At 63.9% G+C, this 17993-nt stretch carries 17 protein-coding genes; 12 read left to right on the top strand and 5 right to left on the bottom strand.

Annotation, left to right across the window (positions count from 1 at the left end):
• Positions 1-56: 56 nt before the first annotated feature.
• The 6 genes from AC3D25_RS14980 to AC3D25_RS14955 are packed head-to-tail and all read left to right on the top strand — an operon-like array spanning position 57 to position 6882.
• A complete protein-coding gene (locus tag AC3D25_RS14980) occupies positions 57-2432 on the top strand; it encodes a xanthine dehydrogenase family protein molybdopterin-binding subunit (RefSeq protein ID WP_488889149.1) in 2376 nt (791 codons plus the stop codon).
• Positions 2433-2446: 14 nt separating this feature from the next.
• The gene (locus AC3D25_RS14975; RefSeq protein WP_488889148.1) at positions 2447-3247 is read left to right on the top strand and encodes an FAD binding domain-containing protein; all 801 of its coding nucleotides are present in this window, start codon (positions 2447-2449) and stop codon (positions 3245-3247) included.
• A gap of 25 nt (positions 3248-3272) precedes the next feature.
• On the top strand, positions 3273-4160 hold the full coding sequence (locus AC3D25_RS14970; RefSeq protein WP_488889147.1) for an AAA family ATPase: 888 nt from the start codon (positions 3273-3275) through the stop codon (positions 4158-4160).
• Between the two features lie 6 nt (positions 4161-4166).
• A complete protein-coding gene (locus AC3D25_RS14965; RefSeq protein ID WP_488889146.1) occupies positions 4167-5360 on the top strand; it encodes a vWA domain-containing protein in 1194 nt (397 codons plus the stop codon).
• Entirely contained in the window at positions 5351-5890 is a 540-nt protein-coding gene (locus tag AC3D25_RS14960) for an SRPBCC family protein (protein WP_488889145.1), read from the top strand. Before AC3D25_RS14965 ends, AC3D25_RS14960 begins: the two co-directional genes overlap by 10 nt.
• Positions 5863-6882 carry an XdhC family protein gene (locus tag AC3D25_RS14955; RefSeq protein ID WP_488889144.1) on the top strand — a complete coding sequence of 340 codons (1020 nt, stop codon included), beginning with the start codon at positions 5863-5865 and terminating at the stop codon, positions 6880-6882. The genes AC3D25_RS14960 and AC3D25_RS14955 overlap by 28 nt, the downstream gene beginning before the upstream one ends.
• 50 nt (positions 6883-6932) lie before the next feature.
• Here AC3D25_RS14955 and AC3D25_RS14950 read toward each other — a convergent pair whose 3' ends face one another.
• The 3 genes from AC3D25_RS14950 to AC3D25_RS14940 all read right to left on the bottom strand — a co-directional run bounded on the left by AC3D25_RS14950 (position 6933) and on the right by AC3D25_RS14940 (position 9152).
• Positions 6933-7658, bottom strand: coding sequence for a PepSY-associated TM helix domain-containing protein (locus AC3D25_RS14950; RefSeq protein WP_488889143.1), 726 nt, complete (start codon positions 7656-7658; stop codon positions 6933-6935).
• A 153-nt stretch (positions 7659-7811) separates the two neighbouring features.
• On the bottom strand, positions 7812-8864 hold the full coding sequence (locus tag AC3D25_RS14945; protein WP_488889142.1) for a serine/threonine protein kinase: 1053 nt from the start codon (positions 8862-8864) through the stop codon (positions 7812-7814).
• Between the two features lie 75 nt (positions 8865-8939).
• Positions 8940-9152, bottom strand: a complete 213-nt coding sequence (locus AC3D25_RS14940; protein WP_488889141.1) for a hypothetical protein — start codon at positions 9150-9152, stop codon at positions 8940-8942.
• Between the two features lie 333 nt (positions 9153-9485).
• Here AC3D25_RS14940 and AC3D25_RS14935 point away from each other — a divergent pair, with 333 nt between their 5' ends.
• The 4 genes from AC3D25_RS14935 (at position 9486) to AC3D25_RS14920 (ending at position 13238) form a co-directional block, all read left to right on the top strand.
• Positions 9486-10745, top strand: coding sequence for an MFS transporter (locus AC3D25_RS14935; RefSeq protein WP_488889140.1), 1260 nt, complete (start codon positions 9486-9488; stop codon positions 10743-10745).
• Between the two features lie 221 nt (positions 10746-10966).
• Entirely contained in the window at positions 10967-11152 is a 186-nt protein-coding gene (locus tag AC3D25_RS14930) for a hypothetical protein (protein ID WP_488889139.1), read from the top strand.
• A gap of 170 nt (positions 11153-11322) precedes the next feature.
• Complete coding sequence (locus tag AC3D25_RS14925; RefSeq protein ID WP_488889138.1) at positions 11323-12102, top strand: DUF1295 domain-containing protein; 780 nt, start codon at positions 11323-11325, stop codon at positions 12100-12102.
• 41 nt (positions 12103-12143) lie between these two features.
• Positions 12144-13238: an SAM-dependent methyltransferase gene (locus AC3D25_RS14920; protein WP_488889137.1), complete on the top strand. Its 1095-nt coding sequence runs from the start codon at positions 12144-12146 to the stop codon at positions 13236-13238.
• An 11-nt stretch (positions 13239-13249) separates the two neighbouring features.
• Here the strand turns inward: AC3D25_RS14920 and AC3D25_RS14915 are convergent, their stop codons facing one another.
• On the bottom strand, positions 13250-13954 hold the full coding sequence (locus AC3D25_RS14915) for a dienelactone hydrolase family protein (protein WP_488889136.1): 705 nt from the start codon (positions 13952-13954) through the stop codon (positions 13250-13252).
• Between the two features lie 579 nt (positions 13955-14533).
• Here AC3D25_RS14915 and AC3D25_RS14910 point away from each other — a divergent pair.
• On the top strand, positions 14534-15679 hold the full coding sequence (locus AC3D25_RS14910; RefSeq protein WP_488889135.1) for a branched-chain amino acid ABC transporter substrate-binding protein: 1146 nt from the start codon (positions 14534-14536) through the stop codon (positions 15677-15679).
• Positions 15680-15767: 88 nt separating this feature from the next.
• On the opposite strand, the gene AC3D25_RS14905 is transcribed toward AC3D25_RS14910, so the two are convergent.
• On the bottom strand, positions 15768-16991 hold the full coding sequence (locus AC3D25_RS14905; RefSeq protein ID WP_488889134.1) for an MFS transporter: 1224 nt from the start codon (positions 16989-16991) through the stop codon (positions 15768-15770).
• A 140-nt stretch (positions 16992-17131) separates the two neighbouring features.
• On the opposite strand from AC3D25_RS14905, the gene AC3D25_RS14900 reads away from it, so the two are divergent.
• The gene (locus tag AC3D25_RS14900) at positions 17132-17797 is read left to right on the top strand and encodes a HugZ family pyridoxamine 5'-phosphate oxidase (protein ID WP_488889133.1); all 666 of its coding nucleotides are present in this window, start codon (positions 17132-17134) and stop codon (positions 17795-17797) included.
• The last annotated feature ends 196 nt before the right edge of the window (positions 17798-17993 follow it).

Raw genomic sequence — 17993 nt, 5'->3', positions numbered from 1 at the left:
GCCGTCTGATCTCACTTCCCTATTTCGATGAATCGCGCCCAACCCGGAGACACGCGATGAATGCCCCTGAACGCATGATCGGCGCTGCTGTCAAGCGCAAGGAAGACTATCGCTTTCTGACCGGCAACGGCCAGTACACCGACGACGTCGTCCTGCCCCGCCAGACTTACGCCGTCTTCCTTCGCTCGCCTTATGCGCACGCGAAGATCTGCAGTATCGACATTGCTGCCGCGAAAGCCGCGCCCGGCGTCGTCGCGATCTTCACCGGCGCGGATCTGGCCGGCGAGAACGTGGGCGGCCTCCCGTGCGGCTGGCTGATCCACAACATCGATGGCTCGCCGATGAAAGAGCCCCCGCATCCCGTGATCGTGCAGGACAAGGCGCGGCACGTGGGCGATCAGGTCGCGCTCGTGATCGCCGAGTCGGTGAAAGAGGCGAAGGACGCGCTCGAACTGATCGAAGTGGATTACGACGTCCTGCCGGCGGTGGTGAACACGGCGCGCGCGGCGGACGCGGGCCAGGCGCGCGTTCACGAGGATGTCGCCGACAACACCTGCTACACCTGGGGCCACGGCGACAAAGCCGCAACCGACGCCGCTTTCGCGAAAGCCGCGCACGTCACCACGCTCGATATCGTCAATCAGCGGCTCGTGCCGAACGCCATCGAGCCGCGCGCCGTGAACGCGAGCTACGCGAAATCCGACGAGAGCTACACCGTCTACGTCGCGAACCAGAATCCGCACGTCGAGCGCTTGTTGATGGCCGCGTTCGTGCTGGCGCTGCCGGAATCGAAGCTGCGGATCATCGCGCCGGACGTGGGCGGCGGCTTCGGCTCGAAGATTTTCCTGTACGCGGAGGATGTGGCGCTCACGTGGGCATCGCGGAAAGTTGGCCGTCCGGTGAAGTGGACCGCCGAGCGTTCCGAAGCGTTCGTCTCCGACGCCCACGGCCGCGATCACGTGACCCACGCCGAACTCGCGATGGACGCCGACGGCAAGTTCCTCGCGATGCGCGTCCACACCACCGCGAACATGGGCGCGTATCTGTCCACGTTCGCCTCCGCCGTGCCGACCATCCTGTACGCGACATTGCTCGCCGGGCAATACGCGACACCCGCGATCTACGCCGAAGTGAAAGCCGTGTTCACGAACACGGTGCCCGTCGATGCGTATCGCGGCGCGGGTCGTCCCGAAGCCACGTATGTGGTCGAGCGGCTGGTGGAAACGGCGGCGCGCGAGATGAAACTCGATCCCGCCGAAATCCGCCGCCGCAATTTCATCCGCGCGTGGCCGCACACGACGCCGGTCGGCCTGACCTACGATTCCGGCGACTACGAAGCGTTGCTCGACCGCGCGCTGGCACTCGCCGATGTCGCCGGTTTTCCCGCGCGCCGCGAACAGTCGAAGCAAAAGGGAAAGCTGCGCGGCCTCGGCTATTCCTGCTATATCGAAGCGTGCGGGCTCGCGCCGTCGAATCTCGCGGGCGCGTTGGGCGCGCGCGCCGGGCTGTTCGAAGCGGGCGAAATCCGCGTGCATCCGACCGGTTCGGTCACCGTGTTCACCGGCTCGCACAGTCACGGACAAGGCCACGAAACGACCTTCGCGCAGGTGGTCGCGGACCGGCTCGGCGTGCCGATCGAGAACGTGGATGTCGTGCACGGCGATACGGGCCGCATTCCGTTCGGCATGGGCACGTATGGATCGCGGTCGATTGCGGTTGGCGGCTCGGCCATCATGAAGGCGCTCGACAAGATCGAGGACAAGGCGAAGAAGATCGCCGCGCATTTGCTGGAGGCGTCGGCGGAAGATATCGAGTTTGAAGGCGGCGTGTTTCGCGTCGCGGGCACCGACCGCACCAAGGCCTTCGCCGAGGTATCGCTCGCGGCCTACGTGCCGCACAACTTCCCGCTCGACAAGCTCGAACCCGGCCTCAACGAAAACGCGTTCTACGATCCGAGCAACTTCACGTACCCATCGGGCGCGTATCTGTGCGAGGTCGAAGTCGATCAGGACACGGGCGAAACGCGCATCGAGAAATTCACCGCCGTGGACGATTTCGGCAATATCGTGAATCCGATGATCGTGGAGGGCCAGGTGCATGGCGGACTGGCGCAGGGCATCGGCCAGGCGATGCTGGAGCGCGCTGTCTACGACGACGAAAGCGGCCAGTTGCTGTCCGGGTCGTTCATGGATTACGCGATGCCGCACGCCTCCGACTTGCCGAACTTCACGGTCGAGACCTCGAAAGGCACGCCGTGCACGCACAATCCGCTCGGCGTGAAAGGCTGTGGCGAGGCGGGCGCGATCGGCTCGCCGCCGGCGGTCATCAACGCGATTCTCGATGCGCTCGCGCCGCTCGGCGTGACCGATCTGCAAATGCCCGCGACGCCGCACCGCGTTTGGGCGGCGATGCACGCAGCCCGCACGGCCTAACCAGGAGACTCGCCATGTACTCATTCGATTACCAACGTCCCGGTCAGTCCGACGCCGCTGTCGCCGTGCTCGCGGCGAACGGCGACGCCAAATATCTGGCGGGCGGCCAAAGCCTCTTGCCGACGATGCGTCTGCGGCTCGCGCAACCGTCCGCGCTCGTCGATGTGACGCGCATCGGCTCGATGAAGGAGATTCACGTCAGCGGCGACACCGTGACGATCGGCGGCGCGGTGTGCCATGCGCAGGTCGCGGCGAACGACGATATCCGCCGCGTGCTGCCCGGACTCGCCGATCTGGCGGGGCGGATCGGCGACCGGCAGGTGCGTGAGCGCGGCACGATCGGCGGTTCGCTCGCGAACGACGACCCGGCGGCGTGCTATCCATCGGCCGTGCTCGGGCTGAACGCGACCGTGATAACGGACCGTCGTCGTATCGCCGCGGACGACTTTTTCCTCGGCATGTACGAAACCGCGCTCGCGCCCGACGAACTGATCGTGGGCGTCGAATTTCCGCTGGCCGAGCGCGCGGGTTACGAGAAGTTTCGCAATCCGGCGTCGCACTTCGCGCTGGTCGGCGTGTTCGTCGCGAAGCGCGCGGACGGCGTGCGCGTGGCCGTGACGGGCGCGGCGCCGTGCGTGTTCCGGCCACATGAACTGGAAGCCGCGCTCACGCAGGATTTCTCGGTGCAGGCGGCGCGCGGCGTGACGATTTCGCCCGACACCCTGAACGACGACATGCACGCGAGCGCCGTGTATCGCGCGCATCTGATACCGATCCTCGCGGGACGTGCGATCGAGCGGGCGAACGCGTTCTGACGGGCGGTACGCAACCAGGAACGACATGGAGCCGGATTCGATCGACGAAACGCTCGCGCGACTGCGCGAGCAGCAGTATTTCGCCAGCCGCGAACTCGCGACGGCGCTCTTTCTCGCGCTGAAGATGCAGCGGCCGCTGTTTCTGGAAGGCGAGCCGGGCGTCGGCAAGACCGAACTTGCGAAGGCGGCGGCGGGTTTGCTCGGGACGTCGATGCTGCGGCTGCAGTGTTACGAAGGGCTCGACACCGCGAGCGCGCTGTACGAATGGGACTATCCGCGCCAGATCATGGCGCTGCGGCTCGCGGAAGCGGCGGGCGAGCCGCCTTCCGGCGATTCGCTCTACAAGAACGAATTCCTGCTCAAGCGGCCGCTGCTGCAGGCATTGCTGCCCGATCCGGCGAATCCGGCCGCGCGGCGCGTGCTGTTGATCGACGAAATCGATCGTGCCGATGAGCCGTTCGAAGCGTTCCTGCTCGAATTGCTCTCGGATTTTCAGGTGTCGATTCCGGAATTCGGCACGGTGCGCGCCGAGCGTCCGCCGCTGGTCGTGATGACGTCGAACCGCACGCGTGAAGTTCACGACGCGCTCAAACGGCGCTGTCTGTATCAGTGGATCGGCTATCCGGCGCGCGATGTCGAACTGGCGATCGTCGCGGCGCGCGCGCCGGAAGCCAGCGCGCTGCTGCAGGCGCGCGCGGTGGCGTTCGTGCATCGGCTGCGCACGCTCGATTTGTTCAAGGCGCCGGGCGTCGCGGAAACGATCGACTGGTGCCGCGCGCTCGCGGCGCTATCGGTCGCGGAACTCGATCCGCAATCGGTGCAGGACACGCTCGGCGTGCTGCTGAAATATCAGGACGACCTCGCGCGCGTCGATGCGAACGAGATCGCGCAATGCCTCGCCGCGCCCGGTTGACCGGCGATGCAGACGCTCGCGGCTAACGTCGTCCACTTTGTGCGTCTCCTGCGCGGCGCGGGGCTCGGCATGTCGCCCGCGCATGCCGTCGATGCGCTCGACGCGCTGCGGTGGATCGACGTGACGCGGCGCGACGATGTGCGCGCGACGCTCGGCGCGATTCTCGTCCACGCGCCCGACGAGCACGAAATTTTTCACGCCGCGTTCGATCTGTTCTGGCGCGATCCCGACTGGGAAGGCAAAATGCGCGCGCTTCTGCTGCCCAAAGTGACGAGCGGCGTGCCGCCGCCCAAGCGCAACAACCGTCTCGCCGATGCACTCGCGGCGCGCGCGGCGCCGACGCCGCAGTCCGGCGAACGCGACAATCCCGCGCCCGAACAACTGCACGCGCGCATCAGTTTCAGCGCGCAGGAACGGCTGAGTCATCGCGATTTCGACACGCTCACCGCCGACGAATGGCGCGCGTTGCGTCATCAGATCCGCTCGCATCGTTTGCCGCTCGCGACCGAACCGACGCGCCGGCTGAAGGCCGCGTCGCACGGCACGCACGCGGATTTGCGGGCGAGCGCGCGTCACGCGGTGCGCACGGGCGGCGAATGGACGGTGTGGAAGTTTCGCGCGGCGATCGAGCGCCGTCCGCCGCTTGTTCTGCTGCTCGACATTTCCGGCTCGATGAGCGCGTATTCCCGCGCCGTGCTCTACTTCTGTCATGCATTGCTGCAATCGCGGGAACGGTTGCAGGTATTCCTGATCGGCACGCGGCTGACGAATGCCACGCGGGCGTTGCGCGAGCGCGATCCCGACGTCGCGATCGCCGCGCTCGCGGCCCAGGTGGTGGACTGGTCGGGCGGCACGCGGATCGGCGCGGCGCTGGCCGAGTTCAACCGCCGCTGGGCGCGCCGCGTACTGAGCGGCCGCGCGACCGTGTTGCTCGCGACCGATGGACTGGATCACGACGCGATCGACCTGCTCGACGCCGAAATGCAGCGGCTGCGCCGCTTCGCGCATCGGCTCGTGTGGCTCAATCCGTTGTTGCGTTACCCGGAATTCACGCCGCGCGCCCGTGGTGTGCGCGCGATCCTGCCGCACGTCGATGCGATGCTCGCGGCGCATAACCTCGACAGCCTCGTGGCTGTCGGACGGTCGCTGGCGTCGATCGACGCGCACGGCCGGACTTCTGGAGACACGCGATGGAACTGACGGAAACGCACACTTTGCCCGTGCCGCAGCAACGCGCGTGGGAAGCGCTGAACGACACTGAGATCCTGCGCGCGTGCATTCCCGGCTGCGAGAGTATCGAGGCGGACGGCGAGAATGCGTATGCGGTGGCGATGACCGCGTCGGTCGGACCGGTCAAGGCGCGCTTCAAGGGCCGCATGAACCTCACGGAAATCGACGCCCCGAATACCTACACGATCGTGTTCGAGGGGCAGGGCGGCACGGCGGGGTTCGGCAAGGGCACGGCGAAGGTGAACCTCGAACCCGGCGACGACGCCGACAGCACGCGGCTCACCTACAGCGCGAACGCGCAGGTCGGCGGAAAGCTTGCGCAGATCGGCTCGCGGTTGGTCGATGGCGCGGCGCGGAAGATCGCCGGGGAATTTTTCAAGCGCTTTGGCGCGCAACTTGCGCCGCCTGCCGTCGAACCCGCCGAAGCGGATAAAGCGGATAACGCGACAGAAGAGAACAAAGGGAAGAAATCATGGACAGCGTGGATCTCGAAGTCCTGAGGAACAGCGCTCGGTGGCTCGACAGCGGGCATCGCGTGCTGCTCGTCACGGTGGTGAAAACGTGGGGATCGTCGCCGCGGCCGGAAGGCGCGATGCTCGCCGTGCGCGACGACGGTCTGGTGGTCGGCTCGGTGTCGGGCGGGTGTATCGAAGATGATTTGATCGAGCGCGTGCGGCAGCGCGGGATCGAGCAGACACGGCCCGAAAGCGTGAAATACGGGATCACGGCGGAAGAAGCGCATCGCTTCGGCTTGCCGTGCGGCGGCACGATCCAGCTTGTGCTGGAGCCGTTGTCGCGGGAAAGCCGGATCGCCGAATTGTGCGATGCGGTCGAATCCGGGCGGCTGCTCGCGCGTTCGCTCGACATGGCGAGCGGTGCGGTGCGCCTCGATCCGGCGCAGGCAACCGACGGCGTGCTGTACGACGACGCGCATCTGCTCACCATTCACGGGCCGCGGTACCGGATGCTCGTGATCGGCGCAGGGCAGTTGTCGCGCTATTTGTGCAACATCGCGGTCGGCCTGGATTATCAGGTGACGGTGTGCGACCCGCGCGAGGAATACACCGACGAGTGGAACGTGCCGGGCGCGCGGATCGTGCGGACCATGCCCGACGACACCGTCATGGAGATGAAACTCGACGAGCGATCGGCGGTGATCGCGCTCACGCACGATCCGAAACTCGACGACCTCGCGTTGATGGAAGCGCTCAAGACGCCCGCGTTTTACGTCGGCGCGCTGGGGTCTCGCCGGAACAATGCGGCGCGGCGCGAGCGGCTGAAGGAGTTCGATTTGTCGGAGATCGAGCTGGCGCGGCTGCACGGGCCGGTGGGGATTTATATCGGCAGCCGGACGCCGCCGGAGATCGCGGTGTCGATTCTGGCGGAGGTGACGGCGGCGAAGAACGGTGTATCGCTGCCGGAGTTGCTGCGCGTGGAAGGGGCGAAGGCGGCGCGGGAAGTGGCGGGGAATGGGGAGATTTGTGGGGTTTGAGGGGCTTGGGGTTGGAAAAAAGCCCCGTCGCCGGGGCCTCTCAACTTAGCTCACATCATCCCGCACACCACCGCCGCCACAATCGACGCACCCACCAGCACCACGCCCACGGTTCGGCGCTTGTTCAATTCGGTCCACAGCAGCACGCCCGTCAGCGACAGCAGAATAATGCTGCCCGCGAGCGTATCGATCAGCAGCACCCAGCCCACGCTCAAGCCGACGCCCTTGTGCAAGTTGCTCATCGTCGCGAGGAAGGTGTTCTCGGTGCGCTTCACCGAAACGAAGCCATTGCCGACCCAGTACTCCGCCATCACGCTGCCACCCGGCGACGCCACCATCGCGGTCCATTGCTCCGGCTGCATCGTGGTTTGATCGCCCCAGCCGACCGGATGCGCCGCCTCGCGTTTCGTGCGTCCCACCGGCCCTTCGAGCTTCAGTTCGCGCTTGAGCCACAGGCCGAGGTCTTTCGGCGACGTGAGACCTTCCTGCGGAACGGCCATCTGCACCTGAGAAACTTCCGGCTCACCCGTGGAAATTCTCAGCGGACCGCCCCGGTGATTGAGAAGAAACCCCGTCGTGCCGAACAAAAGCCCGAGCACCGCGCCCCACAGCCCAACCCAGCCATGCACCTTGCGCAACCACTTGATGAACGTCGAGCGGCGCGTACGCTGCTTGCGCGCGGCGTGTTCGGCTTCGTCGATGAGACGCGCCGGTTGGCTCTTGCTTCGAGTGTTGGCAGTACTCGCCTGCGAGTCGAGCGTATCGGGCGCGTTCACGCGTCTCTCCTGGTCCAGAGCGGTGTTGAAAAGGAAGAAGACGCTAAACGCACCGCGTTTAGCGTCTTCAAAAAGTCATCAAATGAGAATTGTTATCATTACATGTCCACGCAGATTTCTCAATAACTATGGACATGCTTAAAAAACGGGTCGTTACACGGGCCAGAGCGGACCTTCCTGCATGGCGCTGATCTGCTCGCGCAATTCGAGGATGCGGTCTTCCCAGTAGCGCTGCGTGTTGAACCACGGAAACGCGGCGGGAAACGCCGGGTCGTCCCAGCGTCGCGCGAGCCACGCCGAGTAATGAATCAGCCGCAACGTGCGCAATGCTTCCACCAAATGCAGTTCACGCGGCTCGAAATCGCAGAAATCTTCGTATCCGGCGAGCAGATCGCCCAGCGCGCGCGATGCCTCGGCGCGCTCGCCCGGCAGCAGCAGCCAGAGATCCTGAATGGCGGGACCCATGCGGCTATCGTCGAAATCGACGAAATGCGGGCCCGCGTCGGTCCAGAGTACGTTGCTCGGATGGCAATCGCCGTGCAGACGCAGCGCGTCGATCTCGCCCGCGCGCTCGAAACAGCGCTCGACGCCGTCCAGCGCCATATCGACGACGCTCACATACGCCTCGCGCACGTCGCGCGGCACGAAATTGTTCGCGAGCAGAAAATCGCGCGGTTCGAAGCCGAAAGATTGAATATCGAGCGTCGGTCGCTCGCGATACGTCTCGATCCGCCCGACCGCGTGAATCCGTCCGATAAACCGGCCAAGCCATTCGAGCGTTTCCGGTCGATCAATATCGGGCGCGCGTCCGCCGCGCCGCTCGAAAACGGAAAAGCGAAAGCCATCGAACGTATGCAGCGACGTGCCGTTCAGCACGCGCGCGGGCACGGCGGGAATTTCGCGCTCGTTGAGCGTCGCGACGAACGCGTGTTCTTCGAGGATCGCCGCGTCGCTCCATCGGTTCGGCCGATAAAACTTCGCGACCACGGGCGGGCCGTCTTCCATGCCCACCTGATACACGCGATTTTCGTAGCTGTTGAGCGGCAGCATCCGGCCGTCGGTACGTTCACCGAGCGGCAGCAGCACGCTGTCGAGCGCATCGAGGACGCACTCGGGATTGAGCCCGGCGAACGGCGGCGCGGGATGGGCGGCGTCGTCGGACGCGCCTCGGCTTTCGCCGGGATCTTGCGAGTGGTGTGAGTTCATCCCGGCATTGTGCCGCGCATTGGCGCGGCGGGCACGCCCGCCAAGCGCGGACATGCACGGCCGGTCGGATGAAAACTAGTGGATCAGCGCGTTCGCCGGACGCACGACTTCGCCGGTGTCGATCAGGTCTTCTAGAAAGAACGGTTCCGTATTCAGCAAGGTGGATACGCCGGGTTCGCCCTCGTACCAGGCGACCATCGCCATATCGCCAAGAATTCGCATCACGATGCCACGCGCGCCCTGAGGCACGGCGATATGCACGGAGCGGACAATCGAACCGATTTGCATAATGAACTCCCCGATAAAACCGCCGGCTGGTCAGTGCCGAGACCGGTCGTGTCTTTACAAAGCGCCAAGCACCGAAACCGCCCGCGCACCAGTGACAAACCCGGCGAAACCGCTCGCCGCATCGGTTTGCAGCCCTTTTTTAGGCGTCGTCCGATGTTCTACTGTAGCGCATAGTTCCGCCGGAAGTCGAAGCGAAGCGTAGGCATTTACCAACGATCGTTCGAGAATTTCGTCAAACAGCGCTGCTTTGGGACGAACGCCCCGCGCGCGGGATCAGGCAAAACCCTAAGCATCGGCGTAAGGTTATGGACTTTGCCCCCGGAGACTCAAGCCGTGACTACTTCGCCGGCGCCCGACCGGTCGTCCTCTGCCGCCCCCGCTTCTCCTTCCCTCGATCCCTCGATGTACCTCGAACGCGGCTCGCGCGCCTACTGGCACGCGGCGCTGGCGCTGCTGTTCGCCGGCTACGCCACGTTCTCGCTGCTGTATTGCGTGCAGCCGCTGCTGCCCGAGTTCTCGCGGACTTTCGGCGTCAGTCCGGCGCAAAGCGCGCTGTCGGTGTCGGTGACGACCGCGTCGCTCGCGTTCGCGATATTCGTGGCGGGGTTTGTTTCCGAAGGCTGGAGCCGGCATCGCTTGATGACGTTGTCGCTGACGGCTTCGTCACTGCTGACGATCATTGCAGCCTTTCTGCCGAGTTGGCATCAACTGCTGTTCGTGCGCGCGCTAGAAGGACTCGCGCTCGGCGGCGTGCCGGCTGTTGCGATGGCTTATCTCGCCGAGGAAGTGCACCCCGAAGGGCTCGGCCTCGCGATGGGACTGTATGTCGGCGGGACGGCCATCGGCGGCATGGCCGGGCGCGTAGTCAGCGGGATTCTCGCGGATTTCTTCTCCTGGCGCGTGGCGATCGGCGGGATCGGCGTGTTGGGTCTGCTCGCTACGTTCGCGTTCCGCACGCTTCTGCCGCCATCGCGACGCTTCGCGCCGCGCCGAGGCATGGGGTTCACGCATCATCGGCAGGCGCTTGCCGGACATTTGACGAATCGCGGGCTGCCGTTGCTGTTCCTGATGGGCTTCGTGCTGATGGGCAGTTTCGTCACGCTTTACAACTACGTCGGCTATCGGCTGCTCGCCGCGCCGTTCAGCCTCAGCCAGACGGAGATCGGCGGCATATTCGTGGTGTATCTGACCGGCGTGGTGGCGTCGCCGTGGTCGGGCAAGATGGCCGATGTCTTCGGGCGCGGCCGCGTATTGATCGCGAGCCTGTTGCTGATGATCGCTGGGGTCGCGCTGACGCTGTCCGGCTCGCTGCCGGTGATCGTCACGGGCATCGCCTGCATGACGTTCGGCTTTTTTGCCGGACATGCGGTGGCGAGCGGCTGGGTCGGACGTCTCGCGAAACACGCCAAAGGTCAGGCCGCGGCGCTTTATCTGCTCGCGTATTACCTGGGCTCCAGCCTGATCGGCTCGTATGGCGGACACTTCTGGACCGCATTCGGCTGGCACGGCGTGGTCGGACTGGTCCTCGCGCTGTTGCTGATCGGGCTGGCGGCGGCGGTTTATCTGCATCGCCGCGAGCGCCGCGCAACGTGATTCGAAAGACGAATGTAATCGGAGAAATCTAAGGGTTTTTCCGCGTCCGCTTAATAAAGCGGGCTTCAAACGCTTGTCTGGCAAGGCGCGGTGAGAAGTACGCCGCGCTTGCTCGCGCATTTCGCCCGACGCGGCAAATTGCGCGGCCTATACTCAAACCGACAGTGCAGTGTTTCTCTCTTCGAGATAAACGCGAAGCACGTTCGGATGGGAGACGAAGCATGAACACCTACTTCACAATCGGCGATTTCATTTTGATCATCCCGATGGCGCTTGCCGGCGCACTCTTCCTCGGCGCGATTCCCTGTGCCACCACGTTCCGCAAAAACACGCTCAAGGCGTTTGGGATGCTGGTCGGCGTGCTGGTCGCGTTTCTGCTGGTCGAGGGATTGCCTGCGCTAATCTAGCGCCGCTTCTTGGCTTTTGCGCGAGAAGTCCAAGCCGGACCAGCCGGCAGGCCGCGCGCGCGTAGGCGGCCCCAAATTTTCAGTGTTTTGAACCCCCCGGGAACGCGTCTTGCACGCATCCGCCGCGATGGGCCGTGCGTAAATACTAGTCGCCGATACCCGAGGGTTCCATGCCGCCGCTTGCTGTTGCCGCCATTGCGCTCGCTGCGCTCGTCGTCGTGTTCACGGCGGTATGGGCGTGGCAACTGCAATCCAAGAATGCCGGAATGATCGACCCGATCTGGGCGTTTTCGCTCGGCTGCGTCGCCGTGCTTTACGCGGTGCTCGGCCGGGGCGATCCGCAATTGCGCGCGGTGGTTGGCGTCGGCGGATTGGTGTGGGGCGCGCGGCTCGGCGTGCATCTGTGGCGGCGCAACGCCGGTCATGCCGAAGATCCGCGTTATCGAAAATTTCGCGAGGAATGGGGCGCGGGCGCGAACTGGAATATGTTTTTCTTTTTCCAGGTGCAGGTCGTCATCTCGATGCTGCTTTCGCTCGCGTTCATCGTGCCCGTGTATCGTAGCGATGCCCCGGGTACGGCCTGCGTCGCGCTGGCGGTGCTGATCTGGACAGTGTCCACAGGCGGCGAAGCGCTCGCGGATCAACAACTTCACGCGTTCAAAGCCGACGCCGCGAATCACGGCAAGGTTTGTCGCGTGGGACTCTGGCGGTATTCGCGGCATCCGAATTACTTTTTCGAATGCCTGCACTGGGTGGCTTATATCCCGCTCGCCGTCGGCACGGGCCCGTGGATTTTTGCGATGCTGCTGCCACCCGTGCTGATGGCTTGGCTGTTGATGCGCGTGTCCGGCTTGCCGTTGGTCGAGGCGGAGTCGGCCAAGAAACGCGATGGTTATAGCGATTACATGCGGACGACGAGCGCGCTGATTCCATGGCCGCCGCGCCCGTAGTCCAAAACACATAAAGACCACGTACCGAGGGGAGCAATTCGATGAGTGACCTGCCTACGCACGCGGCTGCGCCGCTATCCACGCCTGGGGACGGCCGGCTGATCGACTGGTGCGAGAGCGGCCGGATTCCGGACGCACTCGTGCGCTTCGGCATGCGCCAACTGCTGCGCCGCCGTCTCGCCGACGAAAATCTGAACGATGGCGAGGCGCGTTCGAAGCGCTTCAACCGGTTGCTCGACGAATTGCGCGCGAGTCCCATCGCGATCGAAACGCACGCCGCCAACACGCAGCATTACGAGTTACCGCCGGCGTTTTTCGAGCGCCATCTCGGGCCGCAACTCAAATATTCGTGCTGTTTGTACCGGACCGGCGAGGAAACGCTCGAACGCGCCGAGCGCGCGATGCTGGAGGATTACGCCGTGCGCGCGCAACTCGCGGACGGTCAGCGCGTGCTGGATCTCGGCTGCGGCTGGGGATCGCTGTCGTTGTGGCTCGCGGCGCGTTATCCGAATTCGACGGTGGTGGCGTTGTCGAATTCGAACGGGCAGCGCGAGTTCATCGAGAAACAAGCGGCACTGCGCGGCTTGAAAAACGTGCGCGTGGTGACCGGAAATATCGTCGATTTCACCTTCGATCCCGCGCTGCTCGGCGGCGGATTCGACCGCGTGCTGTCGGTCGAGATGTTTGAACACATGAAGAACTACGGGCTATTGCTGAAAAAAGTGGCAGGCTGGATGCGCGAGGACGCGAAACTCTTCGTGCATATCTTTGCGCACCGGACACTCGCGTATCACTTTCAGGTGAAGGACGGCAGCGACTGGATGTCGAAATACTTCTTCACCGGCGGCACGATGCCGTCCGAGTCTTTACTGCTGCATTTTCAGGAAGATCTGACCATCGACCGCCAATGGTGGATCAGCGGCACGCATTACGAGAAAACGGCGAACCATTGGCTCGCCGCACTTGACGCCGCGCGCGCCGATCTCATGCCTCTGTTCGTCGAAACCTATGGCGCGGCGGATGCGCCGGTCTGGTTCCAGCGCTGGCGCATGTTCTATATGGCGGTCGCGGAACTGTTCGGCTATGCCAACGGCAACGAATGGGGCGTCGCGCATTACCGCTTCACGCGACGCTGATCGCGAATAGATTACAGATGCTCGCCGAGGAACGTCAGCGTGCGGCCATGCGCGAGCGCGGACGCGTGCTGGTTGTACGACGCGCGTTCCGAGCAGTTGAAGCCGTGATCCGCGCCTTCGTATACATATAGTTCGGCGTCGTTGCGGCCCGTGAAGCGCTCGCGCACTTCGCCGACGGCGGACGGCGGAATGTGCGTGTCGAGGTCGCCGTAGTGGAACTGCATCGGAACTTTGATGCGGTCGGCCTGATCCAGTTGCGTCTGGATGCCGCCGCCGTAGTACGCGACGCCCAAGTCGATCGTGCTTTCGGCCGCCGCCAGATAAACCAGCCGCCCGCCGAAGCAGTAGCCGACCGCCGCGACCTTGCCTGATGCTTCCGGCAACGTGCGCAGCACTTTCGCCGCCGCGCCGATATCCGCGACGGCCAGTTTCACGTCCGTCTTTTGCAGGATTTCGACGCCCTTGTCGCGGTCCGCGCCGTCGTAGCCGAGTTCCACGCGCGGCTGCGTGCGCCAGAAAACATCGGGCGCGAGGGCGACGTAGCCGTCGGCGGCGTACTGGTCGGCGACGCTGCGGATGTGCGCGTTCACGCCGAAAATTTCCTGCACGATGATGATCGCCGGGGCCGGGCCTTTAGCGGCCTTCGGCAGCGCCAGATAACCCTGAAAACTGCCGCCATCGGCGGGAATGTCGATCCATTGTGAAGTCACGGTCACGGTGAAGCTCCTTGTCTAGCGTGATGGGTTGCGGCAAAAACCGGCGGGACAGTTTGCCATCAAACGATAGCGGCTGCTGGCGCGGTCGGGCGGTCGCATCGAAGTGAAATGATTTCGTCGTGCGGGCGTAAGTTCGGCCTGGCACGATGCTTGACGCCGCCGGATATTTAGAGTGCCGCGCCTATCGCGGCGAGTTTCAAAAGAACCGATTAACAAGACCCGTAAACGATTAACACAAGCGGCGCAAATCTATTGCAATGCTATGACAACGGGTGAAGCCCCTTACTCCGAAACCCTTGTGAACAGGGCGTTTCGGGCGCGCGAGCACATTTTCGAATGGCACTCAACAAGTCTTTAATCAGTAGTCGCACCAGTATCTCAAAAAAATTCCCTAATTTAATTTGACAACCCTACACTTGCGCGCAAGTACGGATGGCGGCTGCCACAAACGGTCGTCTGAAGGGCTTGCCAAGTGCATGACGATGCATCCGGCGTGGTCGTCCACGGGACTGAGCGATCGGTATGAGAACGGGGCACAGGGCGATTACGTTGTTTTTGGGACCGAAACTGGAGACTTACATGAACACCAAGCTTCACAAACTGTTGCCGATCAGCGCTGCAGCCATGCTGTTCGCCGCTTTGGCAACGTCCGCAGCAGCCGACGAAACCGTCAAGATCGGTCACGTAGCACCGCTGACCGGCGGCATTGCTCACCTGGGCAAGGACAACGAAAACGGCGCGCGTCTTGCAGTCGAGGAAATCAACGCGAAGGGCCTGACGATCGGCGGCCAGAAGATCACGCTGCAACTGGATCCGCAAGACGACGCGGCTGACCCGCGCACGGCAACCCAAGTGGCGCAGAAGCTGGTGGACGACAAGGTCGTCGCCGTGGTCGGTCACTTGAACTCGGGCACCACGATCCCGGCTTCGAAGATCTACAGCGACGCTGGCATTGTTCAGATTTCGCCGTCGGCAACGAACCCGACCTATACGCAGCAAGGCTTCAAGACGACGTATCGTGTCGTTGCGACGGACGCGCAGCAGGGTCCGGCGCTCGCGAACTACGCCGCGAAGCAAATGAAGATCAAGAGCGTTGCGATCGTCGACGACTCGACGGCTTATGGCCAGGGCCTCGCGAACGAATTCGAAAAGACCGCCAAGTCGCTCGGCCTGAAGGTCATTTCGCACGACGCGACCAACGACAAGGCAGTCGACTTCCGCGCGATTCTGACGAAGATCAAGGGCGAAAATCCTGACGCCGTGATGTTCGGCGGCATGGACGCAACCGGCGGCCCGTTCGCCAAGCAAGCCAAGCAGCTCGGCCTGCGCGCCAAGGTCTTCGCCGGCGACGGCGTGTGTACCGAAAAGCTGGCCGATCTGGCGGGCGACGCAGCCGACAACGTCGTCTGCTCGGAAGCCGGCATGGCGCTGGAAAAGATGGACGGCGGCGCGGCATTCGGCGCGAAGTATCAGAAGCGTTTCGGCCAGCCGATCCAGATTTACGCGCCGTTCACGTATGACGCGGTGTACATCATCGTCGACGCGATGAAGCGCGCCAACTCGACCGATCCGGCGAAGATTCTGGCTGTGATGCCGAACACGGACTACAAGGGCGTGATCGGCGAGACGACCTTCGATTCGAAGGGCGATCTGAAGCACGGCGTGATCTCGCTGTACAACTACAAGGCAGGCAAGAAGACGCTGCTGGACATGGTGAAGATGTAATCCAGCGACGCGGCCTTCGGGCCGTATCGTTCTTCACATAAAAAGCGCGCTGACGTGAGTCAGCGCGCTTTTTTCATGGCACACGGTTTTAGATTTTCAGCCAGCGCATGATTTTCGGCCCGACCGCCGCGATCAGTGCGCAGCATGCGGCCACCACCGAGAGACCGATCGGCAGCGAACTCACCTGCGCGACCCCGCCGATCAGCACCGGCCCGAACAGCAGCCCGAAATACGCGAGTCCCGCGACCTGCGCGAGTCCTTCCGCCGCGCTCACGCCTTTCACGCGCGCCGCCGCCGCGAACAGCACCGGCATCATGTTGGCGAGGCCGAGACCCATCAGCGTGAAGCCGAGCAACGTGGCGACCACGTTGGGCAGCACGAGCGCCATCAACATACCGATAAACGCCAGCGCCGCGCTGCCGAAAATGAGTTGCGGCGCGCCGAACCGCGCGCGCACGGCGTCGCCGCCGAAGCGGCCCGCCGCCATGCCGCCCGTGAACGCCGCGTAGGCCGCACTCGATACCGCCGGGGTCGCCGCGACGACGTCGCGCATGTAGACGGTCGCCCAGTCGTACATGGCGCCCTCGGCGATCAGCGCGATCAGCGCGACGCCGCCGAGCGACCACAGCGCGCCCGAGCGCCACCGGTTCGACGACGAAGCGCCCGCGTGCGCTTCCGGATGCGGCACGTGCGGCAAAACGGCGGGCATCGCGACCAGCAATACGACCACGCTCAACGCCGACGCCAGCGCCAGATGCAGCGCGGGCGCCATGCCGTGCGCGAGCAGCGCGCCACCGGCCGCCGCGCCCGCCATCCCGCCGACGCTGAACATGCCATGCAGCGACGACATGATCGGCCGGCCGAGCGCTTCTTCCACGGCGCTGGCTTCGGCGTTCATCGCGACGTCGAGCGTCGCCATGCCGAAGCCGAACAGCGCGAGCACGGCGACCAGCATCCAGAACTGCGGCACGACGAGAATCAGCGCGCCGCAAATGGTCATCGTGATGCCGCCCGCGAGACATGCCGCGCGTGTCCCGGCGCGGGCGATCCACGGTCCGTTGGTCAGCATGGCGACGATCGAGCCGCCCGCCACCGCGAGCAGCGCGAACGACAGCACGCCGGGACTGAGCGCGAACTTGTCGCGCACGGTCGGCACGTGCACGCCCCAGGATGCATAGAGCATCCCGGCGATGAAAAACACGGCCATGGTCGCGTAGCGGGCGCGCTCGCGGGCGGCGGAGGGTAACGCGCGATGCAGCGCGACCGGGTTGTGAGACTCGGCGGCGCGGGGCGGACAGGAAGATTCGGACACGGACGGACTCAACGAAAAGGGACGGGCGAGCAAAACGGCGCGCGAAGCTTACGATTCTATCCAAATGGACGAGGCGCTTGCTTGCCGCGTGTGCATTAAGATCGGCGGATAGCGTTCTCGACCATCGCCAGGAGCCGTCCGTGAAGATTCCGCCGCATGCGCCGCTGCATCTCCTGCACCGCGCGCCCGAGGGCACACTCGCGACCCAATCGCGCGAGCCGCGCGGTTTTCCTTATCCGACCGCGCTGCCGTTCGCGCCCACGGCGCAACACCTGCCGATGATTCTCATCAGTCATCTCGCCGAGCACACGCGCAATCTGCAGGCGGACGGGCGGGCTGGGTTTCTCGTCGCGCATTCGGCGGAAGGCGGCGTGCTCGAAGGGCAACACCTCACCATGCTCGGCACGTTCGCGCCCTCGCCGCCGGATCGTGCACCGGAACTTTCGCGCCGCTATTTGCGTTATCACCCGGACGCCGCGCGTTATCTCGAACTCGGCGACTTTACCTTTTGGACGCTTTCGCTCGATCGAATGCGGTTTATCGGCGGTTTCGGCGCAATGGGCTGGCTGGATTCCGGCGCGCTCGATTCGCTCGATCCTTTGAATGCGGATGAAGAATCCGAGCTTTGCGCATTCATCGACCATTTTGGGCCGCGGCCGGCAAATCTCGAATTATTGGGTGTCGACCGTTACGGATGCGATTTGCGAAGGAACCGGGAGCGCAATCGTTTTACATTCGATAACCCGAAAACGAATATTTCAGAGTTGAAAGCCGCGTTGATCGATTGTATCGAGCGGCATAGGTAAATTTACCAATCGGTATGAGCTACCGCACAAACCGGGGTATTCACACGCGCACTGGCTCGCTAAACTGCATAATCGCGAGCAACCTCGCATCGGATGAAAACTTCGCGGGTAAGTATTTACCTTAGTCGCATTGCGTGCCAGTTTTGAATCAATAATGGGAATCGAACGTGATATTTTGAATCGACAAAGGCTGGTC

Source organism: Caballeronia sp. SL1002, assembly GCF_057814995.1.
This window is presented reverse-complemented; position numbering and strand designations above follow the sequence as displayed.